Raw genomic sequence first — 21,670 nt, 5'->3', positions numbered from 1 at the left:
AAACAGCCGAGACGAGGTCAAATCCTTCAGATCCACGGGATCTAGTAGCCGAACCGCCGCGCCTCAATACCGTCGAGATCCGCAGCGAGGCAGTCTTTATCGTCGTAAGCCCTTAACTCTCCATCGATCAGCGCCACCCGGTACGGCGCGCCGCTGTCCAGGTTGTCGTCCGCTGCAGCAATCAGATAGGTCACCTCGTGGCCACGATTCGCCGCAGAAGCCGGCCAGTCATAGACGTCACCTGCCCAACTACGTTCGACCAGCATCCAGCCACGGTCAATCAACAGTTTGTCAAGGTTCGCATCGACGGCCCGGCGACCGTCGCAAGTCCTTGGGTGAGCCTGGCAACCCGCCCCATTCCGCCCGAGCTGGCGCGCTCTGCGCCGCGCGGCCTTGCGTCGGCGATTCGCTGTCTTCACAATCTACTGTCCGCCGCCGACCCCATACCGTCGCCTTCTGTGTCTTCCCCGAGTCGAGCCCCACTCCGCAACAGGAAGATCCTCCACACGTCGTCGTAAACCCTACTAGTAGGGCTAGTAAGCGTATCTGCACTATAGCCATTGGAAGAACGATTTCGCGCTCAACCCGGCCGGACGGAAGTGACGTCCTTGGCCAAAGAGAAGGCCTCGTTCTGGCCGCCCAAGAACCACACCGCTCGCTCAACACATTTGGCCGAGACACCGTTTTGCGGATCACCCACCTGCCCCGCACCCGCGGCCAGGGTGTCACATCGGACCGGGGCAGCGAATCGACCAGGCGGCCACACATCGGGTGAGCGGGGCTGAGCCATCACGACATCCTGACCGACTTAGAGAAGGGCTGGTTTTTGCCGTGGCCGACGGTTCGCGTTGAACTGCCGTTCGCCGAACCTGGCCGGGTCGTATCGCTGATCGCTCTCAGCGAATGCCTTCGAGGAGATCAACGGCCGGTACGCCCAATGCCTTGGCGATGTCGAAGAGCCGCTCATGCAGTATTCCCCGGCGGCCGTGCTCGACATCCATCAACACGTTGCGCGAGACCCCCGACAGCTGCGCCAGTTGTTCCTGAGTTAAGCCGCGCTCGATACGCAAGCTTTGGATCCGTGTCCCGACCATCCGACGTCGGCGCTCCCATGCGACGACGCGCTTGGGGTCGTTTTGACTGGGGCGCGTCGGCACGCAATCCAGTACTCACGCTCAAACCCTAGATGTCAGCCCTACTAGTAGGGCTTTCTGTGGATGGTACGGCGATCAGGTCTTTTCCCGCCCTCGCAGCACCGTCCCGTTGGACACGGCGAAGTTGTTCCGCATCGACAGGTGTGCGATGCGATCCCGGCCGGCAGCACTTAGCGATGACAGATCCTTACGGGCCGCGGGGGCGGCCGCCGAGCCGGGTTGCCCTTGCGCCCTTCGAGGCCCTCGACCCCTATCTGGGCGGCTAGGCGTGGCGAACCACTTGCGGTTGAGGTGGCCTTGCGCTTGTGATCGACCCGGCGCGCCGACGTGTGTCGTCGCAGATTGACCACACGCCCGACCCACCCCAATGCCCTACTAGTAGTACATTGCGTTGGTGGCTGGTACTCCTAGATGCCGACCTCCGGGTGTCGTTTTGACCGCACCAGTCGTCGGTGAGGGCGCTGAACTGTGCCGTCGTGGGTCTTGGTGCCGACGCGGTGCCGCATGGCTGGAACCATAGGGGGGCCTGCTGTGGTTACACGAGGCCTGCTGCCGAGTCGACCAGCATTGGACGAGCGGGAATCCCTTGACAGCTTCCTGGAACGGCTCGCTATCGCCAACGGCTTGTCGCCACCTCAGCTGCTACGGCTTCTTACCGCGGCTGAGCCTTCCGGATCCCCCAGTGCGGCTTTCATGATGATCAAACCGGATCTTTTGATCATTAGCAGGATCGCCCGTTTGAGTGGCATCGATGAGGCTTCCGTTGCCCGTGCCACGCTCCTGCGGTTCGACGACGGGTTGCCGCTGTATCTCGACGGGCTGGATCCTCTTCGTCGACACACCTTCCGACACGTGGTGACACAGGGCTGGTTTCCCCGGTTCGGCTCGCAGGCGTGCCCGCTGTGCCTGGTCGAGGACGGCATCTGGGCGGTGGAATGGCGTCTGCCTCTTGCCGCGACGTGTCCTCGCCACGGGGTCTTCCTGACGACGCACTGCACTGGTTGCGGTCATCGATTCCGCACTCACCGCTATTCGCCGTTGCGCCCCCTAGCCGGCCCGCAACAGTTATGCGCGAACCCTGTCGGCCTACGCAATCCATGCAGGCAATCGGTGCTCAGACACGTTCCAGAGTCAGCTCCACCACAAGTGCTCAGCACCGCAACAATCTTGGCCGAAACGCTGGCCGGCGAGACCGTGCCGATGCTAGGCAGGCGCGTTGACCCTCGACTCTTCCTCGCTGAAATCCGGCATCTCGCAACCTTGTTGCTTCACCTGCTATCGCGGCCAGACGGACCGCAGGTAAGGAACTGGGCCGAGGTTCTCCACGCCGAAGCCCGTGATCGCACAACAAATCTTCGCGGGCCACGCTGGGGAATCAGCCCGCCCCAGAGTGCGGTGATCCGAGGGCACGTTCTCACCGATGCTGCCGACATCCTTCAGCAGACACACATTGAAGACGCCGCTACCCGCCTGTGCCCCTGGCTGGGTCTGATCGCCGAGGCGAAAAACGGCCCATGCGCGTGGTTAGTGAATCGCACGACACGCACACCGACGATGGAGCGGCTCATCAATACCGCAGCTAGGCAGCGCCACCACGTCGGGCGACGCCTTCAGAAGGTTCGTCGCAGTGAATTGCTTCAAGACTCGGCCATTCCACAACTGATCGACACCGACATCTACCACGCATGTTTTGACGAGATGCTCGGTGGATACGAATGGACGGGCAGATTGTATGTGTCACTGTGCATGGCCAGACTCGTGGCAGACGTGGCCAATTGGTCGGATGCCGCAGTAAGAATCGGTCTGGCTCCCGCGATCGGTGCCCGCGCCGCCCGCGCATCCAGCGCCCGATTGCGGGTCACTCCAAAGGTATTCGCCGACGCCGTCAACACCGCGATGGACATGCTCTCGTGCAGTCGCAATTTCCGCGAGCATGAGGCTCGGGTCCGCGCACTGACCCGAGACCCCGGCGGTTGGTTCGAAACTTGGCGGACGACGACGACACCGCATCGGCGACCCACCTCGTCGCCCTACGCGATCACCTGGATGTGGTGCGAGGTGGCTCAAGGCTTACTCGATGTCAGCCCTGCCTGGCAAGCGCCGCCTGCCCCGCGGATCAAGGCGACCTACCGGGTGTTCCGCGATCGCCTGCCGCAGCCGGCGCGCGCGGCGCTGCGCTGCCTTGTGCTCGACCAGTCGTCGCCACATCAGTCCGTGGAATAGCTGGTTAATGTCGTCGCGGCTCCCGCGCCTCCGCGCCTGGGCCCCGGTGGGCCGCCGCCATCTGTTCGAGGTCCGGCCTGGATGTGCACACGGTTACGCGCGCCATACGCCCTGTGCGCCAGCCATTGCGCACTACTCCAGTCGTGGTTGACGAGGAGCTGCGATCGGCGCAGCGGTCACTGGACCATCGCCGTGACTTTCGTGCTGGCGTGGCCCAGCTTTTCAGCGGGGTACCAGACGTTGTTCCTCTGCACGTTTGCTCAACATCACGACGTTGAGATGCCGGAGCAGGATCCTATGGGTGCCATCAGTGATTGCCCCGATCGTCGCCTCGCAGAGCAGCGCTTTGAGGTCTCCGAGGTAGCCGTGCGTGCGGTGATAGAGCTCGGCCGCAAGCTTGGTGTGCAGCTCGTTCGGCCGACTTCGTGGCAGATGAGGTAGCAGCAGTTTCTCGAAATCGCGCACGATCACTTGCCAACCGATCCGATCGGCGTCGAGATCGTCGATCTCGTACGGCCCGAACCGATTCAGCCGGAGACGGGCCGCGATTTGTGGGTCATGCACTAGGTCTCGGGCTTCGAGATCGGCGCCGATGAGAACAAGTGTGACGCCGATCTGCCCAAGGCGTGTATTGAGGTGCTTGATGTGGTCGAGCACGTCGCGTCCCGATTTCCAGTTCGTCTTGAGCAGGTGAACGTCATCGATAATGACGATCTGTGTTCGGTGTCTTCGAACCGCGTCCATCGCCGCCATCGATATGTCGCGTTTTGCTCCCTCGGCCGAAAGGTGGAAGAACCCCAGGATTGCTGCGTCGACGTCCTTGATCTGGGCAGCGGCGTCGAGGTCGATCCACACAACGGGATCCAGGTCGACTTCCCACCCCGGTTCGGGGCGGATGATCGGCCGCCTGTAGGGGTCCAGTTCGGCGTCAGCGATCCACGCTAGGTACTTCTCGCGCGCCCAACGCATCATCATCGTGCTCTTGCCGGCGTAGTTCGGTCCTGAGAGCGCGGGCAGGCTCTTCGCACCCGGTGGAGTCAACTTGTTGATTCGAACAATGTTGTCGACACTGTCGTAGATCGCCACCACATCGCCAGTGGGCAGAAACAGGCTCTGCAGCCATTCGGTCAAATGGTCGATATGGGCTGCCCGTTGCTGACGTGTCATTGCCTTCCACTGCCGCATGGTGACCGGTTGGGGCTCTGCTGGTGGCTGCATCGTGCAGTAGTCGTGCCATAGCTGCGCATCCATGGTTTAGGCACCTTCCGGAAGCTCGGGCCACACGTCGTGCGCCGGCGATGGCCGCCGTGGGTGTGTCCGCGGGGGCTTCACCTGGTCTTGATGCTGCTGCGCCTCGGCGTGATCGGCCTTGGCCTGCTCCACCCGCAACCGGGCGGCGATGAGCTTCTTGCGCAGTTTCGGTTTTGCAGGTGCCTCGGTGATCTGGGTGAGTTCGTCGAGGATCTGGCGCGTGGCGGAATCGCCATTCAAGACCAGGTTTCCGCCTCGGTGGCGTATCCGTCGACACGCGGCATCGACGATCGCCGCGGTCATGGGCGCGACGGTGCGGTCAGAGCCGCGCCATTCAATGGGTTCGACTCGGTTCGTCGCGGGATCGCGAAACCAGATCCGCGAGAGATCTTGCGGATCGTAGAAGAAGGGTGCCGCGCGGTCTTCAGGTCGGAACTGCCCGACTGGCACCGAACGATAGGGCTCAAAGACTCTCAGCGAGTCGTACACCAGGTTCTTGAACTCCACACCGGCGTGGCTGATGGTCCCCCATCGAACCGGGAGGAACTGGTAGATCAGATCCGATTGTTGCGGCACATCGATTCGCCCAGTGAGTTCAGTCATCGCATCCCACATCTCGAGCGGGCACATCCTTGCCTCCTCTTCACCGGGCAGGATCAGGCCCTCATGCGCGCTGCGGTGGTAATCGAGTGCGACGAAACGACGTAAGTGATCCCGCAGCTGCGACGCGGTCAACAGGGGCTCCTCGCTAACCAGTCTGCCGCGCTCAGAGGTGTTGCGGCCCTTGTATCCCGGGATCTGCTGCAACCCACGCTGAATGGTTTCGTGCCAACGTTCCACATGTGGGTTGTCGTTGGCCTTGCCGCCGCGATTGAGCATCAGATCGATTCCCAGGGTCGCCAGCAGCGCCCGGAAATGTTGAGAGACGAAGATTGATCCGTGGTCGCATCGGATGGCATCCGGTAGCACGGACGGAACGCCGTGCTCGCCCTGCAGAGTGCTGAAGTCCGGTGCCAGCAGGCGCCTGCCGACCCGTACGGCCATGCCGCCGAGATCGAGCTGCCCAGGTAGGCCCGCCCACCTCCAATGACTGATGGACGTGCCCTCGATCAGCAATGAGAAAGGGCGGCAGATGTCGTAGAGCAGCAGCCCTGCCTCGATACCATTGGCGCTTCTGGGAACGACGCGTAGCGCGAGAACCACGCGGGTCGCGACATCGATGGCGGTGATGATCTCCACGCTGCATGCGCGGCCGGTCAGTGTGTCGTAGACGAGATTGTCGGCGCGGGTGACATCGATGGCGACCACCTGGCCCGGGCGAATCGCCGGGTAGTGTTTTGCGCCTGAAACCTTGCGGAGCTTCCGGCTCTTTTGTGCACGCGTCGTTGCTCCTCGCTCCCGTTTGAGGGCAGCCAGGAACTGGCGGGTGATTCTCTGCGGTGCCTGGAAGGCCTCAATCCCGTTTTCCTTCAGTCGAACTCTGGTTCGGCGATCGATCTCCTGATTGGAGATGGTCGATCGGTCCCCGTCCAAGGTGTCGACTATCTGGGTGGCCACCTGACGGTATCGCTCGTCGATCAACTCCCAGGACTTGCTCTGGCGAGTACTTCGCGCATCGATCAGCGCGAGCAGGCCACGCTCTTTGAACCCGCGTACCCAGCTTCTGATCGTGACCGGGCTGTAATGCGCTGTGCTGCAATCCTCGTCCTGGATCCGACGGGCCGGTTTGCGATCGAGTTGCGCCCCAAGATTCAATTCCATGGCCATCGCAGTGCAGCGCTGGCTCTCCGAAGCCCCACTCGGACCGAACGGCGGTCTCGGCTCGCCAGGACGTGCCAGAGCGGGATGGCCGTCTCGGTAACCGGTCAAGATCTCTTGAACAATTCCCAACTTGAACAGCGCCGCCTCGCGGGCTTCGTCGCTGAGGGCGTCCCACCGTGGGCGAAGCGGTTCGCAGAGCGCTGACACTTCGCCGTTGTCAAGGGTGCGGATTGAATCAATGTCCGCATAACCGGTTTTCGTTGCGTCGCCGTAGACATGCTGCAAGATGACGCCGGCTGCTTCGACTTTGTCGATGACCGCGAACCCTCGATAAGTCAGTACGCGTGTTCCTTCGACAAGGTTGGTACGGCCGCTAGACATGGCTCGTCTCCTTGCTCACTACAACGGGTGTGTGCAGCGTCCACGGCACGGTCATGTCGATGTCCAATGCGCCCGTCCACACCATGTGCCAGACCACCGTTTTGAGTTCGCCCGTCCCGTCATCTGCCGAAAGAAGCGAGCCCACCGTCGTGTCGCCACATTCAGCCAGCTGCTGTATCTGTTCCTCGAAATGCGTTGCCCATGGAGGTCTGTGGCGAAATCCGTGCAGCCACAACATGTTCATGCGTTCCGTTACGGTCGTTCCGGCGAACACCGTGTAGCGCCATCCAACCCGCTCGCAGGCACGGCGGGTGACGATGCTCTTGGCCTGAAAGTCGTCGTCCTGCTTTTCTTGCGGTCTGGCATCCCATACGGTGACACTCCCATCGATGTGCTGGGTCAATAGGTCGGGGAAGTGGGTAACCGGTTCTTCGGTATGCCATGACAACCGGAACGGTTGGGAGATTATTCGTAAGACGGTGGAGTCACGGTCGAGCATGCGAACCAGGTCGTGCTCAAGCCCTGATTCCAGATGTACGACACCAGAATTAGTGAATGTGTATGCCGTCACTGGGATATGGCGATGACTTGCCGACGACCGAGGGGTCCTGACAGAGGCCAGTTGGTGCAGTGGTGGAGCACCTTGGATTTGCCATAGCCATACGGTTTTCACACCGTCGCGGAAACGCAGTGTCCACTCAAGCTGCACAACGCCGTCTGCTGCGCCTTGACCATTTTGCCCTGCATTGTTGCGACTCATCGGATTTACCTCCACCTTCGACGTAGGGTCAGGTGCGCCACGATATGCATCTTGGAGGTAGCTACTGGGTCGATTTTCGAAACTTTTACGTGCATTTTCACTCGTGCACAGCATTTGCTGTGCGCTCACGGTTTTATGTGCCGCCTACGAGAAGTCAAGTCCGCCAAGCAGGTTGAGAGGCGGGTGCCAGTACACCGGTTCACTGACTCCCTGCTCCGCAAGGAAGCTCCGTGCACGCTGATCCAGCGCCGCCACCGTCGGCTCGGTCAGGTGCGCCGTGAAAGCGGTCACGAGCCTCGTCAAACTCCAGTAGTCCAACTTGGGGTGGAACTGGAGGGCGAGACGCGGGGACCCACTTATCCTTTCAATCAAATAACAATGCGCGGCCACAACCGAGCTCCCCGTCGGCAGCGAGCCAGCATCGCCTTCCATCTGTTGCTGCCAGAAGTCATCGCTGACCAACAGGGAGTAATCGAGCTGACGGCGGCGCTCGTAGTTGATCCGGCCACTGCCCTGCTCTAGGAAGTCACTTAACCGGACGAGCGCCTGCTGCATCGACTCCCAGTAGTTTGAGTCGCACAAAACCCACAGCCTGTGATTCAAAATGCTGTGACTCTCGACGACGCCTAGGAGGCGCACTGCCGCAACGGGTCTGATGGTTGCACCCACGAGCAGTGTGGCGCACGACAATGTCTCGCGGAGTACCAAGGTCTTGCGACGTCCCGATAGCAACACAGACGCCCATTGCGACCAGATTGCCGCCGGCAGCCGGGCAGCCTTCTTCTGGATTCGCTTGTGCCCCGGGCTCGGTGCGCACGGCAGCGTCGTTGCAGAGCGGTATCGCAGCTGGAGTTCAGGACCCAGATCGGCGTTACGCGCCTTCAACACGATGGCAGCGGCGATGTCGCTATCTCGCACGCATGAGCGGATTTCGGCTGGGCCGCTGGTGGCGTTCTGCCCTGCAATGAACCATCGTGCGGCCATCCCACAATCGGTCACGCTTGCGTGCCGCAACACCTTCAAGGCCAATGTGGTACCGACGGCAACATCCAGAGCACGAAGCGGTGCTTTGTTATTCAGTGTTTCTCGCGCCTGTGAGGACGTGAAACCTACCGTATGCTCGCCCGTCAGGTCGTCCTCAACGCCCTGAATCGTCAGGCTGTGGGTCGACGAATAGTTCAAGATCCTGTTGGCAAGGCTTCTGACAGCCCCCAGGACCTCCTCCAAAAGTCGTGGGTGCGCGTCGAAAATTCCGAAATCATAGTAGCCGTCGTCAATAACCTCATTGACCGCCTCCTGCGCCCACGAAAAGTCGTGTCTATCGGTCCACCGCAACGTTGGAACAGTTCCCAGTGGGAGGCCGCAACGGCAGGTGGCTGGAGGTTGGATGCGGCGGTAGTACTGGGTCGATCGCTGATAGCTTCCGCAGCCAGGACATTGGTCGACGAGGATGCAATTGTGTTCCAGGCACGCGAAGGACCAACCGAGGCGCCAGCGCAATTGCCACCGACCGCTCGTTTCGCGTAGGCATGCAGGGCAGAACCGAGACCTTGGCAGAGCTCCGAAGGGGAACATTGGATTGAGGCGCTCAGTGTCCGCATCAATATGCAAGGCGGTCCCGTCGTACTTGCTCAGCGTCATCGCTTCGAACGACTCCGCCGGTACACCCGTGGCCCCCGCGAGCAACTGCGCCTGCGCCCGCGGCAGGCAGGTCAACCAAGGCGGCTTCGCGGTAGCCGGAAGCTTTGCGGCTGCCGCAAGGGTTCCGACGGTGCCCCCCATTGCACGTGCACTGGCCTCCAACCACGAATCGATCGATTCACCCTCAAGTGGTTGCACCTGAAGCGGAAGCCAGCGGCGCGCGACTCTCATTTCGAGCAGCTACTTTGACAAGATCTTGAGGCCGAGTCGGCAGTTAGCGGCTTGACCTGCACTTATGCCTGCCAGACACTCAGATCGACTGACGCTGTTGTTTAACAATCACTGCACGCTTGTCAATCTTCATTGCATCTCGACAGACGCTGAATCACCGCGCCATGTTGGTGAACCGCGACAGGTGCAGCTGGTGTGCGACCGTCACCGTCTTGGTGGGGCCGTTGCGGTGCTTGGCGAGAATGAAATCCGCCTCTCCCCCGCGCGGGTCGTCGCGCTCGAACGCGTCCGGCCGGTTCAGTAGGATCACCATGTCCGCGTCCTGCTCCAGCGATCCCGACTCACGAAGGTCCGACAGCATGGGCTTCTTGTCGGTGCGCTGCTCGGGACCGCGGTTGAGCTGGCTGATCGCGACGACGGGGACCTCGAGCTCCTTGGCCAAAAGCTTGAGCTGGCGCGAGAACTCAGACACCTCGAGCTGCCGCGACTCGACCTTCTTGCCCGACGACATCAGCTGCAGATAATCGACGACGACCAGACGCAGGTCGGATTTCTGCCGCAGCCGGCGGGCCTTGGCCCGGATCTCCATCATGGTCAGGTTCGGCGAGTCGTCGATATACAGTGGCGCCTCGCTGATTTCGCTCATCCGCCGCGCCAGCCGCGTCCAGTCCTCGTCGCTCATGCGACCGGACCGCATGTCGGCGAGCTTGATCTTCGCTTCCGCCGACAGCAGCCGCATGACGATCTCGGACTTGCTCATCTCCAACGAGAAGATGACGCTGGCCATGCGGTGCTTGATCGAGCACGACCGCAAAAAATCCAGTCCCAGCGTCGACTTCCCGACTCCAGGCCTGGCCGCCACGATGATCATCTGCCCGGCGTGCAAGCCGTTGGTCACCTCGTCGAGCTCGGTGAAACCGGTGGGCACGCCGCGCGCGACGCCGCCGTTCGACGCGATGGCGTCGATCTCGTCCATCGTCGGCTGCAGCAGATCCTCGAGTGGAACGAAGTCCTCCGACGTCCGGCGCTCGGCCACCTCGTAGATCTCGGCCTGTGCGCGGTCGACCACCTCGGCCACGTCGGCACCCTCGGCGCCCGCGTAGCCGTACTGCACGACCCTTGTACCGGCCTCCACGAGGCGCCGCAGGAGCGCCTTCTCGGCCACGATGGTCGCGTAGTAGCCCGCGTTGGCCGCAGTCGGCACCGTGGAGATCAGCGTGTGTAGATAGGGCGCCCCGCCAATGCGGCGCAGCAGGTTGCGGCGGTCCAGTTCCGCGGCGACCGTGACCGCGTCGGCCGGCTCCCCCCGTCCGTAGAGGTCCAGGATCGCGTCGTAGACGTTCTGATGGGCGGGGCGGTAGAAGTCGCTCGGCCGCAGCCGTTCCAGCACATCGGCGATGGCGTCCTTGCTCAGCAGCATGCCCCCCAGCACTGCCTGCTCTGCCGCCATGTCCTGCGGTGGCTGCCGTCCGAAGTCCTCGCTTGGCGGCGAGGAATCCATGCTCGACGCCAAGTCATCGACGACCGCCACGGATTCCCTCCTCCCCTGATTCACGCATCCGAACATACATTCGATAGTCGATATCGAGAGTAAGTCAAGGCGCTGACAACCTTCGCGCCACAGCACCCGCACGCCCGGCGCCGGGACGACGTTAAGCGTTGCTGGCTAGTAGGCAAAGGGGGTGCTGTTTATGAAGCTGTGCATCGTGTGTGCATATCCGTCGACACCTGTGTTGAGTGGGGTGTGGAGAACCTGTGGATTAATGCAAAGGGCTAGGACATCAGTGCAGATACCGGCCATACAACGGCATGGAATTAGTGTGGACAAGAATCTCTACGGCGTGTCGGGCCAGGTTACTGTCCCGGGCGTGTTGGCTTTCCGCGGTGTTTTCCCAGCGTTACGGGCCGGTAAAGCGCCCAGGCGAAATACACCCGAGAAATAGTTCGCCAGTGAGCACGTCCGCGATCCTTGCCGGCGGAGTGCGGCCGGATGCCCGCAGCACAACGAAGCCCGGCGGCGGCCGATGAGGCCTCCGCCGGGCAAACGAGCAAACGTCGGGTGCTTAGCTCTGCGCGACGACCTCGAGCGCGACCTCGACGTCGACCTCGGGGTGCAGGTGCACCGCCACCGGGTGGGTCCCGACGGCTTTGATGTGCGATTTCGGCAACCGCACGATCCGCTTGTCCAAGTTGGGGCCGCCGGCCTTCTTGATCGCCGCGACGACATCGCTGGCGGTCACCGAGCCGAACAGCTTTCCGGAATCGGCTGCGGTCTTCACCGGCAGCGAGACCGGGCCGAGCGCCTCGATCGCCGTCTTGAGTTCGTTGGCGTGTCCAAGGTCGCGGACCGCCTTAGATTCGCGGCCCCGACGGATATCTTCGGCCTGCCTCTGCGCGCCGCGGGAGGCCACGATCGCCAAACCGCGCGGGAGCAGGAAGTTGCGGCCGTAACCGTCCTTGACCTCGACCGTGTCGCCGACCGCACCAAGGTGGTCGACGTCAGCCGTCAGAATCAGCTTCATCGTTTCGTACTTTCGGTAGGCCTGCGGCGACTATCGCGCCGAGGAGGTAAAGGGCAGCAGCGCCACTTCGCGGGCGTTCTTCACCGCGATGGCGATGTCACGCTGGTGCTGCACGCAATTGCCGGTGACGCGACGCGCACGGATCTTGCCGCGCTCGCTGATGTACGTACGCAGCAGCGCGGTGTCCTTGTAGTCGATCGCTTGACCCTTCTTGGCGCAGAAGACACATTTCCGTGCCTTGACCGGCTTTTCCGGAGCCGGCCGCCGCTTGTTGGACTTGGCCATGTCTGTTTTCTTTCCGTTCTCTATTACTGAAGTTTTTCAATCAGAAGGGCGGTTCGTCGTCCCCGCCGCCGAACGAGCCCGATGCGGGGGCACTGCCCCACGGGTCGTCCGCGGGTGCGCTGGTCGCCGGCGCCGACTGCTGGCGGGATCCGCCACCGCCGCCACCACCACCGAAGCCGCCGCCGCCACCGCCACCGCCGCTGCGGCTGGCCTTGTTGACCTTGGCAGTGGCATACCGCAGCGAGGGGCCGATCTCGTCGACCTCGACCTCGAAGACAGTGCGCTTCTCACCTTCACGAGTCTCAAAAGAGCGTTGCTTGAGCCGGCCCGTGACAATCACCCGGGCACCGCGCGTGAGGCTTTCCGCGACGTTCTCGGCGGCTTCCCGCCAGATGTTGCACCGCAGGAACAGCGCCTCACCGTCTTTCCATTCCCCGCTCTGACGGTCATAGATCCGGGGTGTCGACGCCACGGTGAAGTTCGCGACGGCGGCACCCGACGGGGTGAACCGCAATTCGGGGTCGGCGGTCAGGTTTCCAACAACGGTGATAGTGGTGTCACCAGCCACAATTTCCTCCTGGGTCCGCCGCTCGGGTGGTGGGTGTCATGAGCGTACTTTCGCTGAGCTCTCCACAGCCTAAGCAGGTGCGCCGACGAGAAGCACGCGACGCAGCCAAGGCTGTTAGTGCTTATCGGTACGCATCACCTTGGTGCGCAGTACCGACTCGTTGAGGCTCAGCTGGCGGTCGAGCTCGGATACCGTCGCCGGCTCGGCCTTCAGGTCGACGACGACGTAGATGCCCTCGGCGTGCTTGGCGATCTCGTAGGCCAGACGGCGCCGGCCCCAGATGTCGACCTTGTCGACGGATCCACCATCCTTGCGGACGACGTTGAGGAACGTCTCCAAGGACGGGGCAACGGTGCGCTCGTCGAGCGTGGGGTCAAGAATGACCATGATTTCGTATGGACGCATGGAAACCTCACCACCTCCTCTGGTCTGTGCGGCCACGGACGTTCCGTGGCAGGAGGGTCGCCTGCGTCGGCAACCGCATCAGGGTACCGGATAGCGGGCTGACCAGAAAAATCCGGCCGATTAGGCAACCTCACTACTGCCGCGCGGCCAAGTATTCGTCGGCCCGCGCCACCGTCGCGGGATCGGCCTTGGCGAGCGTGCCCGCGTCGAAGGGCGGCTGCGGGTCGTATTCGATGAGCAGCTGAGCCGCCTGCGCGGCCTCGCGATCGACGAGCAGCTCCACCAGGCGTAGGGCCATGTCGATCCCGCTGGACACCCCGGCCGCGGTGATGATCCGCTGCGGCAAATGTTCGACCACTCGCTCCGGCACGTAGCGGGCGCCCAGGCCGTTGAGGAGGCTGGCGGCCCGCCAGTGGGTGGTCGCGGTGAGCCCATCCAGCAAACCGGCCGCGGCCAGCAGCAGGGCACCGGTGCACACCGAGGTGGTGAACGTGGTGTTGGGATGTACCGCTTGCAGCCACGCCCGGATGGCCTCGTCGTGAACGAGCTGCCGGGTGCCGATGCCGCCGGGGAACACCACCACGTCGGGTGTACCCACCTCGCCGAAGGTGGCGTCGCAGCTGACACCGAGCATTCCATTCTCGGTCCGCACCTCGCCGCGTTGATGCCCGACGAACACGACGTCGATCGACGGAATGCGTTGCAGCACCTCGTAAGGACCCACCGCGTCGAGTGCGGTGAATCGCGGGAAGATCGGGATGGCGACCTGCGTCATAGCGTCATAGCGCCACTCCGCTGGCCACTGCGGGTTGCTCGTCGGCGTCCTGGGATTCCGGGACGCTCGAGCGACGCGAACCAACCGGTCGCAGCCAGTCCGGCACCCACCCGGGTGGCGCGTCAGGTGCGCGGTCGAACGGCCCGCCCGCCGGATCGTCCACCCGGCCGCCCCAGCGCACCAAATCCTCACCCGGCCGGTAGATCTGGCGAATCACCAACGCGCACAACGCAATAACCGCGAGATCCCGCAGCAGCACGCTGGTGGTGAAGAACTGTGCGGGCAGCGAACGGTTGGGGTTGCCGTACAGGTAATACATCCTCGGCACCCACACCAGTGCGTCGACGGTCATCCACGCCAGCAGTAATCGGCGATGCGGCAGAGCGAGCACCGCCAGCGGCACCAGCCACAGCGAGAACTGCGGGCTCCACACCTTATTGGTCAGCAGGAAGGCGGCGACCACCAGGAACAGCAGCTGCGCCACCCGTGGCCGCTGCGGGGCGGTCAGCACGATGAATGCGATTGCCGCACAACACGCCACGAACGTCACCGCGACAACGGTGTTGAGCACCGTCGGCGGCTGCCAGAACCCGAGCTTGGGATCGAACCCCCGCCAGCCGGTGAACGACTTGATGACGTTGTACACCGAGTCCATGTCGTCGCCGCGACGCGTGTTGAGCCGGAAGAACTCCGACCATCCGCGCGGAAAGAACACCAGCACGGGCAGGTTCACCAGCAGCCAGGTCACCCCGGCCGCCACCGTGGTGCGGGCCCACGCGCGCAGACGTCCGGTTCGGATTCCCAGCAGCAGCATCGGGCCCAGGAACAGCAACGGGTACAGCTTCGCCGCGGCACCCAATCCGATCAGCACCCCGGCCAGCACCGGTTTTCGTCGCGCCCAGGCCAGGAGCCCGGCCATCGCGAAAGCCGTTGCCAACGCGTCGAAGTTGGTGAATATCTGAAAGATCAGTATCGGGGAACCGGCCACCAGGGCCGCATCCCAGATCCGCCGCCCGGCCAGGCCCGCGCTCGCCCAGACGGTCGCCAGCCAGGCCAGCGCCAGGCCGAAAGCCGCGACGTCGAAGAACATCACCACCTCGGCGACCACCGGAAGCGGAGCGAGCTTGCTCAACGCGGTGTAAGTCTTGGCCAGCGCCATCGACACGTACTGGTAGATCCCGGTCAGCACCGGATACTCCATGTAGCGCACCGCGGGCTGGCCGTCGTAACGGATCTGCTTGGCGCCGGTCGAGTCGGTCTCGACCCAGCTCGACTTGTACGGAAACTTGCCCTGGCTCAACAACTCTGCGCCGTAGAGCGGCACGGTGTCGGAGTAGCACAGCTCGTAGTAGGCGCGTTGGTTGTCCCAGTTGGCAACCCGCTGGTCGGCGCTGCCGGTGCCGGTGCTTTGCAGACAGGCCGCCTTCGTCGACCAGCCGAGCGCCAGGAACACCAGCGCGATCAAGAACATCACCCGCAGCGGGGTCATCAACCGGGAGCGGCCGATCAGCGCGTGCCGGCCGACCGGACCCCCGACGACGTCGGCGAGCGCGGCACCCAGAAAGTCGGTGCGGCTCGGGCAGTCTCGGTTGTCGACGCTGCGCAGATCCGCGGCGAGCCGCTGCGGTGAGGTGGTCGCGCCGTGCTCCGCGGCGTCGGTCACGGCGGCGGTGGCGGCGCTTGGGGTCCACCCGGTGGGACGCCACCACCCGGCGGGCCGCCAAACGGGCCACCAAACGGGCCACCAGGCGGACCACCAGGCGGGCCGCCCGGCTCCGGACCACCACCCCGCGGGCCGGCGGGTGCCGGTGGCGCCATGGTGATCGTGGTGGGCGGACCGACCGGAATGGTGATGCCCGGCGCCACTTCGATGGTGGGCTGGATGACGGTCTCCGACGGCGGCGGGGGTGGCGGAGGCGCGGCGGGCACGCCCGCGTAACCGCCGATCTCGGTCGGCTTGGGGAAGGATTCGTTGGACGTGCCCTTGAGCGCGCCGTCCATGGTGGACTTCCAGATGTCCGACGGCAGCCCCGAGCCGTAAACCGGTCCACCCGAAGCCGTTACCAGCGGGCTATCGCCCTTGGCGGTGCCAACCCACACCGCCGTCGAGAGCGACGGCGTGTAGCCCACCATCCAGGCATCCTTGTTCGAGGTGGTGTCACCGAGCTGGGTGGTGCCGGTCTTGGCCGCCGACGGCCGGCCGCCGGACAGGGCGTGGCCGCGCGAGTAGGAGGCGATCGGCACCATCGCCGCGGTGGTGTTGTCGGCGACGGCCTTGGGCATGCGCTGCTCGGTCTTGTTGTCGGAGTTGGCTGCGTCGAACAGGACCTGGCCGTCGGAGTTGACGACCTTTTGCACGAAGTGCGGGCGGTGATAGACACCGGAGTCCGCCAGGGTGGCGTACGCCGAGGCCATGTCGAACACCCGGGTTTGATACTGGCCCAGCACAACTCCGTTGTTGGGTGGTCCGCCCTTGCCGTCCTCGGACAGGGTGTGGGCGACGCCGGGGAAGCTGGTCGCGACGCCGGCTTGGTGCGCCGCGTCGGCGACGGCCTGCGGGCCGCCCTTGAGCTTGAGCATCAGCCGGTAGTAGGAGGTGTTCAACGACATCTTGAGCGCCTGGGCGATGTTGCAGGTCCCGCAGCTCTCGCCCTCAACGTTGGTGATCTTGATGCCATCGACGGTCAGTGGTGAGCTGTCCACCTGGAAGCCCAGGCCGATGCCCTGCTCGAGGGCGGCGATGAGGCAGAACACCTTGAACGACGACCCGGTCTGCAGACCGGCCTGAGCGAAGTCGAACCCGTTGGCGTCGGTGCCGCCGAAGTAGGCGCGTATCGCGCCGTCGTGCGGATCGACCGATACTGCGGCCGAACGCATGTCGGGGTCTTGGCCGTCGAGGTACTTCGACACCGCCTTCTCCGCCGCCTGCTGGGCCTTCGGGTCGATGGTGGTGGTGACCTGCAGGCCCTGGGTGTTCAGGGTCCGCTCGTCGATGTTGAAGAGCTCCATCAACTCTCTGGTCACCTGACGCTCGATCAGCCCGTTGGGCCCGGTCGTCTGGTTCTGCGCGCGCGCCTGATCCGGCGGCACGGTCGGCGGGAACTCCTGCGCGGAACGATCGCTCGGAGACAGCGCCTTGGTTTCCACCATGCCGTCGAGCACCCAGGCCCAGCGGGCACGGGCGCCCTGCGGATCGACCGCCGGGTCCAGTGAGGACGGCCGCCGGATCAGCGCCGCCAGCAGTGCGCCCTCGGAAACGGTGAGCTGCTCGACGAGTTTGTTGAAGTAGGCCTTGGCGGCGGCCGAGATCCCGTAGGCACCCCGGCCGAAATAAATGATGTTCAGATACGCCTGCAGCACATCGTCTTTCGACCACTCCCCCGACATCTTGGTGGCGATGACGAGTTCCTTGGCCTTGCGCATCAGGCCGCTGACTCCGTGCTGGGCCGAACCGACCAGCGCGTTCTTCACATACTGCTGGGTGATCGTCGACCCACCCTGCAGGTCACCGCTGCCGAAGAGGTTGTTGTTCACCGCGCGCACGAAACCGCTGAAATCGAACCCCGGGTTCGAGTAGAAGTTGCGGTCTTCGGCGGCGATCACCGCCTGGCGCACATGCACGGGAACCTGGTTGATGTTGACGTCGACCCGATTGCCCTCCGGCGGGATGATCTTGGCGATCTCAGAGCCGTCGCTGGCCAGGATCGTCGAAACCTGGTTGGTGCGAAGGTCGCCCGGCTTGGGGATGTCGACGATGAAGTAGGCCATCGCGAACGTGACGATCGGCAACAGCACCAGCACTGCCGCGCAGATGTACGCCCCTCGCCGTACCCACAGCCAGTTGATCTGCTCGGTCCAGGCCCAGTCGCGCCAGGGTGGGACGGGCAGCCCGCCGGGACCTGCGGGTCCTCCCGGGCGTCCGGGCCGCCGGGGCGGCGGGGGCGGTCCGCCCGGTGGACCACCCCCGAGGCCGGCCCGCTCGCGCCGGCCGGACGTCGGACCACGGCCGTCCAGTGCGGCCTTGACCTCGTCGAGGGCGTCGCGTCGCAACGGTGCCGACGGGGGGCCGGCCAGCGCGGCTTTGACTTCCTCGATGGGGTCCGAGCGCCGGGGCGCCCCGCCGTCTTGGACCGGCGGCAGGATCGTCGTCAGCCGATCGTCGGGCGGGGCTTTACGGCGGCGGCTCATCGTCGGCGGCGGCTCCCGGCGTTCGGCATCCCGACGACCGGCGTCCGGACGGTCGGGCTCCGGGCGCTTGTCAGCACTCTGATTGCCTACATGCTCAGTCGCTGGCCCACGTTGGTCACCGGACGACTGGCTGTGGCGTCCTTCGTTATTCAATGGCCGTGCGGGCGTTGTTGCGCGCCGTCCGCGTGCGTCCGGTGCCCCTGGGAGGGGGTGCCGTGCGCGCCGCGCCGAGCACATATGACTTGACGAGATGGTTCCAGCTGCAGGTCCGGCACACCTCAACCACGTGGACGGCGAACTCCTCGAAGCGGGTGGCCAGCATCACCAATTCTTCGGCCGTGCGCGCCGAGCCCGACACCGCACCGAGGTGCTCGCCGAACACCCACGACACCAGCGTCAGCTGCTCCTTGCGGCAGATCGGGCACATGACCTGACTCGGTTTCCCGTGAAACTTGGCGGCGCGCAGCAGATACGGGTTCGCGTCACAAACCTCGGACACACCGGTGCGGCCCGAGTACACCTGGGCCAGCAGTGAGCGCCGTCGGAGCGCGTAGTCCACCACTTGTCGCTGCAGTCGCACGCCCACCAGAGTACGTCGCCATCCCGACCAGTGATACGCAACCGAACCGTGGCGGTCCGTGCCGGGCAATCGGAGGTGGTTTCTGCGCCAAACCGGACGCGGACTTCTACGATCATCCCCGTGGCGAAATGGCTCGGGGCACCGCTGGGAGGCGGGGCGACAACGACGACCCGCGCCAAGGACAGTGACCGCCAAGACACCTGCGCGGTCCTCGATGACGCCCTGGCCGACGGCGAGCTCTCCGCCGAAGAGCACCGGGAGCGGGTCAGCGCGGCCACCCAGGCGGTGACGCTGGGCGACTTGCACGCCCTCGTGAACGACCTGCAGACCGACGCCGGGCGGCAACTGCCCGCCCTCGACTCTCGGCCCAAGCTGCCTCGAGTCAGCGGCTGGGGGGTGCCGGCCGCCGCCTTCGTCGTGTCGGTGTTGCTGGGCGTGGGCATCGGCTGGGGGCTGTACGGGAACACGCGCTCGCCGATTGACTTCACCACCGACCCGGGGGCCAAGCCCGACGGTGTGGCGGCCGTGGTGCTGACGCCGCCCACCCAGCTGCACTCGGTCGGCGGGCTCACCGGGCTGTTCGAGCAGATGCGCAAGCGCCTGGGGGACACCGTCGGCTACCGGTTGGTGATCTACCCGACCTACGCGGTGTTGGACCGCCCGGACCCCTCCGACGACCGCCGGATGCTGGCCTATACCTACCGCGGCGGCTGGGGCGATCCGACCAGTTCGGCCAAGAGTTCCTCGGACGCCCCCGTCCCCGTCGACCTGAGCAAATTCGACGTGACGAAGACCGTTGGCATCATGCGCGGCGCCCCCGAAACGCTGCACATGAGGCCGTCCGACGTGAAATCCACGTACCTGATCGTCGAACCGGCCACCGACCCGACCACACCGGGTGCGCTCTCGCTGTCGCTGTATGTCTCGAGCGACTACGGGGGCGGGCATATCACCTTCGCGGGCGACGGCACCGTCAAGCAGATGAGTCTGCCCACGTAAAGCCCGGTCCCGGGGCTTATTTCACACCCCTGCACTGTGACGAACGACAAACCAACACTCAGTGGTGTTGTGGCTAATATATCGAGACGATACGATTGCGCGAGGCGTCGAACCGTCGTAACCAGCCACGCAAATCTTTTTCAGGGAGGTGATTCGATTGCTGGAGCTTGCCATCCTGGGTCTCCTGATCGAGTCGCCCATGCACGGCTATGAGTTGCGCAAGCGGCTGACCGGTCTCCTCGGTGCGTTCCGGGCGTTTTCGTACGGATCGCTCTACCCCGCCCTCCGGCGCATGCAGGCCGAAGGGTTGATTGCCGAGGATGCCGCCCCGGCCGGGACGCCGGTCCGGCGGGCCCGGCGCGTCTACCAGCTGACCGACGAGGGCCGCCGGCGCTTCGGTGAGCTGGTGGCCGACACCGGTCCGCACAACTACACCGACGACGGCTTCGGGGTACACCTGGCGTTCTTCAACCGGACTCCGGCAGAGGCGCGGATGCGCATTCTGGAAGGCCGCCGCCGTCAGGTCGAGGAACGACGGGAAGGCCTGCGTGAAGCCGTGGCGCGGGCCAGTAGCTCGTTCGACCGCTACACCCGTCAGCTTCATCAATTGGGGCTCGAGTCCAGCGAGCGCGAAGTCAAGTGGCTCAACGAGCTCATTGCTGCGGAGCGGGCTATGCCCGGCCTCTCCGAGCAAACGTAAATCCCTGCACGAACCCAGCATCCAGTCAGTGGTTAGAGGTTAGGAGAACGCCCATATGAGTGAGCAGAACGCGCCGCAGGCGTCGACGGAGGTACGAGTCGCCATTGTCGGCGTCGGTAACTGCGCGTCTTCGCTGGTTCAGGGCGTGCAGTACTACTACGACGCCGACGCGAACAGCACCGTGCCCGGCTTGATGCACGTGAAGTTCGGTCAGTACCACGTCCGCGACGTGAAGTTCGTCGCGGCATTCGACGTGGATGCCAAGAAGGTCGGCTTCGACCTGTCCGAGGCGATCTTCGCGTCGGAGAACAACACCATCAAGATCGCCGACGTGCCGCCCACCAACGTGACGGTGCAGCGCGGCCCGACGCTGGACGGCATCGGCAAGTACTACGCCGACACCATCGAAATGTCCGACGTCGAGGCCGTCGACGTGGTCCAGGCGCTGCGCGAGGCCAACGTCGACGTCCTGGTCTCCTACCTGCCGGTGGGCTCCGAAGAGGCCGACAAGTTCTACGCCCAGTGCGCCATCGACGCCGACGTGGCGTTCGTCAACGCGCTGCCGGTGTTCATCGCCTCGGACCCGGTGTGGGCCAAGAAGTTCGTCGACGCCGGCGTGCCGATCGTGGGCGACGACATCAAGAGCCAGGTCGGCGCGACCATCACCCACCGCGTGATGGCCAAGCTGTTCGAGGACCGCGGCGTGCAGCTGGACCGCACCATGCAGCTCAACGTCGGCGGCAACATGGACTTCCTCAACATGCTCGAGCGCGAGCGGCTGGAGTCCAAGAAGATCTCCAAGACGCAGGCCGTGACCTCCAACGTGCAGCGCGAGTTCAAGACCCGCGACGTGCACATCGGCCCGTCCGACCACGTCGGCTGGCTCGACGACCGCAAGTGGGCCTACGTCCGTCTCGAGGGCCGCGCCTTCGGTGACGTGCCGCTGAACCTGGAGTACAAGCTCGAGGTCTGGGACTCGCCGAACTCCGCGGGCGTCATCATCGACGCGGTGCGCGCCGCCAAGATCGCGAAGGACCGCGGCATCGGCGGCCCGGTGATCCCGGCGTCGGCGTACCTGATGAAGAGCCCGCCGCAGCAGCTGCCCGACGACGTCGCGCGCACCCAGCTCGAAGAGTTCATCATCGGCGCAGACTAGTCATCGTCTGCTCGACCGAACTGGCCCGTCACCTCGATGGTGGCGGGCCAGTTCGGTTGCGGGCGGCATCTTCATCGACAGAATGCTGTG

The 21,670-nt window shown here is 64.3% G+C and carries 19 protein-coding genes and 1 pseudogene; 4 read left to right on the top strand and 16 right to left on the bottom strand.

Features of this window, described 5'->3' with window-relative positions:
* Positions 1-41 precede the first annotated feature (41 nt).
* The gene (locus tag A5760_RS18130; RefSeq protein WP_064883238.1) at positions 42-266 is read right to left on the bottom strand and encodes a hypothetical protein; all 225 of its coding nucleotides are present in this window, start codon (positions 264-266) and stop codon (positions 42-44) included.
* A 630-nt stretch (positions 267-896) separates the two neighbouring features.
* Complete coding sequence (locus A5760_RS18125; RefSeq protein ID WP_077093140.1) at positions 897-1,157, bottom strand: helix-turn-helix domain-containing protein; 261 nt, start codon at positions 1,155-1,157, stop codon at positions 897-899.
* Positions 1,158-1,658: 501 nt separating this feature from the next.
* Between A5760_RS18125 and A5760_RS18120 the strand changes: the two genes are divergently transcribed.
* The gene (locus A5760_RS18120) at positions 1,659-3,377 is read left to right on the top strand and encodes a TniQ family protein (RefSeq protein ID WP_064883322.1); all 1,719 of its coding nucleotides are present in this window, start codon (positions 1,659-1,661) and stop codon (positions 3,375-3,377) included.
* Between the two features lie 222 nt (positions 3,378-3,599).
* Here A5760_RS18120 and A5760_RS18115 read toward each other — a convergent pair whose 3' ends face one another.
* The 14 genes and pseudogenes from A5760_RS18115 to A5760_RS18055 form a co-directional block, all read right to left on the bottom strand.
* Entirely contained in the window at positions 3,600-4,628 is a 1,029-nt protein-coding gene (locus tag A5760_RS18115; protein ID WP_064883236.1) for a TniB family NTP-binding protein, read from the bottom strand.
* Positions 4,629-4,631: 3 nt separating this feature from the next.
* Positions 4,632-6,770, bottom strand: a complete 2,139-nt coding sequence (locus A5760_RS18110) for a DDE-type integrase/transposase/recombinase (protein WP_064883234.1) — start codon at positions 6,768-6,770, stop codon at positions 4,632-4,634.
* The gene (locus A5760_RS18105; RefSeq protein WP_064883232.1) at positions 6,763-7,530 is read right to left on the bottom strand and encodes a TnsA-like heteromeric transposase endonuclease subunit; all 768 of its coding nucleotides are present in this window, start codon (positions 7,528-7,530) and stop codon (positions 6,763-6,765) included. The genes A5760_RS18110 and A5760_RS18105 overlap by 8 nt, the downstream gene beginning before the upstream one ends.
* A gap of 144 nt (positions 7,531-7,674) precedes the next feature.
* Positions 7,675-8,865: a hypothetical protein gene (locus tag A5760_RS18100; RefSeq protein WP_231122663.1), complete on the bottom strand. Its 1,191-nt coding sequence runs from the start codon at positions 8,863-8,865 to the stop codon at positions 7,675-7,677.
* Positions 8,866-8,988: 123 nt separating this feature from the next.
* Positions 8,989-9,402, bottom strand: a pseudogene (locus tag A5760_RS27805) (TniQ family protein); the annotation flags it as partial.
* Positions 9,403-9,556: 154 nt separating this feature from the next.
* On the bottom strand, positions 9,557-10,933 hold the full coding sequence (dnaB, locus tag A5760_RS18095; RefSeq protein ID WP_064883227.1) for a replicative DNA helicase: 1,377 nt from the start codon (positions 10,931-10,933) through the stop codon (positions 9,557-9,559).
* A gap of 532 nt (positions 10,934-11,465) precedes the next feature.
* Positions 11,466-11,924 (bottom strand): 50S ribosomal protein L9, encoded by a 459-nt coding sequence (gene rplI / locus A5760_RS18090; protein WP_064883225.1) that lies wholly within the window; start codon positions 11,922-11,924, stop codon positions 11,466-11,468.
* A gap of 30 nt (positions 11,925-11,954) precedes the next feature.
* A complete protein-coding gene (rpsR, locus tag A5760_RS18085) occupies positions 11,955-12,209 on the bottom strand; it encodes a 30S ribosomal protein S18 (RefSeq protein WP_064883223.1) in 255 nt (84 codons plus the stop codon).
* Between the two features lie 40 nt (positions 12,210-12,249).
* Positions 12,250-12,777 (bottom strand): single-stranded DNA-binding protein, encoded by a 528-nt coding sequence (locus A5760_RS18080; RefSeq protein WP_064883221.1) that lies wholly within the window; start codon positions 12,775-12,777, stop codon positions 12,250-12,252.
* Between the two features lie 114 nt (positions 12,778-12,891).
* Positions 12,892-13,182, bottom strand: a complete 291-nt coding sequence (rpsF, locus tag A5760_RS18075; protein WP_007771721.1) for a 30S ribosomal protein S6 — start codon at positions 13,180-13,182, stop codon at positions 12,892-12,894.
* A 133-nt stretch (positions 13,183-13,315) separates the two neighbouring features.
* The gene (locus A5760_RS18070) at positions 13,316-13,957 is read right to left on the bottom strand and encodes a DJ-1/PfpI family protein (protein WP_064883220.1); all 642 of its coding nucleotides are present in this window, start codon (positions 13,955-13,957) and stop codon (positions 13,316-13,318) included.
* A gap of 4 nt (positions 13,958-13,961) precedes the next feature.
* Positions 13,962-15,620, bottom strand: a complete 1,659-nt coding sequence (locus tag A5760_RS18065; protein WP_064883218.1) for a glycosyltransferase family 87 protein — start codon at positions 15,618-15,620, stop codon at positions 13,962-13,964.
* Entirely contained in the window at positions 15,617-18,145 is a 2,529-nt protein-coding gene (locus tag A5760_RS18060; RefSeq protein ID WP_082279522.1) for a transglycosylase domain-containing protein, read from the bottom strand. Before A5760_RS18060 ends, A5760_RS18065 begins: the two co-directional genes overlap by 4 nt.
* A 145-nt stretch (positions 18,146-18,290) precedes the next feature.
* On the bottom strand, positions 18,291-18,725 hold the full coding sequence (locus A5760_RS18055; RefSeq protein ID WP_064883320.1) for a DUF5318 family protein: 435 nt from the start codon (positions 18,723-18,725) through the stop codon (positions 18,291-18,293).
* A gap of 120 nt (positions 18,726-18,845) precedes the next feature.
* On the opposite strand from A5760_RS18055, the gene A5760_RS18050 reads away from it, so the two are divergent.
* From A5760_RS18050 to A5760_RS18040, 3 genes are all read left to right on the top strand, one after another.
* The gene (locus A5760_RS18050; RefSeq protein WP_064883214.1) at positions 18,846-19,724 is read left to right on the top strand and encodes a DUF1707 SHOCT-like domain-containing protein; all 879 of its coding nucleotides are present in this window, start codon (positions 18,846-18,848) and stop codon (positions 19,722-19,724) included.
* Positions 19,725-19,881: 157 nt separating this feature from the next.
* Complete coding sequence (locus A5760_RS18045) at positions 19,882-20,424, top strand: PadR family transcriptional regulator (protein ID WP_003874738.1); 543 nt, start codon at positions 19,882-19,884, stop codon at positions 20,422-20,424.
* Between the two features lie 55 nt (positions 20,425-20,479).
* A complete protein-coding gene (locus A5760_RS18040) occupies positions 20,480-21,580 on the top strand; it encodes an inositol-3-phosphate synthase (RefSeq protein ID WP_064883212.1) in 1,101 nt (366 codons plus the stop codon).
* The last annotated feature ends 90 nt before the right edge of the window (positions 21,581-21,670 follow it).

The sequence above is a fragment of the Mycobacterium colombiense genome, assembly GCF_001665835.1.
Classification (GTDB): domain Bacteria; phylum Actinomycetota; class Actinomycetes; order Mycobacteriales; family Mycobacteriaceae; genus Mycobacterium; species Mycobacterium colombiense_A.
This window is presented reverse-complemented; position numbering and strand designations above follow the sequence as displayed.

Coding starts and splice junctions, on each gene's coding strand:
- A5760_RS18120 (WP_064883322.1), top strand. CDS start 1,659: ATGGCTGGAACCATAGGGGGGCCTGCTGTGGTTACACGAGGCCTGCTG.
- rpsF (WP_007771721.1), bottom strand. CDS start 13,182: ATGCGTCCATACGAAATCATGGTCATTCTTGACCCCACGCTCGACGAG.
- A5760_RS18110 (WP_064883234.1), bottom strand. CDS start 6,770: ATGTCTAGCGGCCGTACCAACCTTGTCGAAGGAACACGCGTACTGACT.
- rplI (WP_064883225.1), bottom strand. CDS start 11,924: ATGAAGCTGATTCTGACGGCTGACGTCGACCACCTTGGTGCGGTCGGC.
- A5760_RS18130 (WP_064883238.1), bottom strand. CDS start 266: ATGCTGGTCGAACGTAGTTGGGCAGGTGACGTCTATGACTGGCCGGCT.
- A5760_RS18070 (WP_064883220.1), bottom strand. CDS start 13,957: ATGACGCAGGTCGCCATCCCGATCTTCCCGCGATTCACCGCACTCGAC.
- A5760_RS18040 (WP_064883212.1), top strand. CDS start 20,480: ATGAGTGAGCAGAACGCGCCGCAGGCGTCGACGGAGGTACGAGTCGCC.
- A5760_RS18060 (WP_082279522.1), bottom strand. CDS start 18,145: ATGAGCCGCCGCCGTAAAGCCCCGCCCGACGATCGGCTGACGACGATC.
- A5760_RS18115 (WP_064883236.1), bottom strand. CDS start 4,628: ATGGATGCGCAGCTATGGCACGACTACTGCACGATGCAGCCACCAGCA.
- rpsR (WP_064883223.1), bottom strand. CDS start 12,209: ATGGCCAAGTCCAACAAGCGGCGGCCGGCTCCGGAAAAGCCGGTCAAG.
- A5760_RS18105 (WP_064883232.1), bottom strand. CDS start 7,530: ATGAGTCGCAACAATGCAGGGCAAAATGGTCAAGGCGCAGCAGACGGC.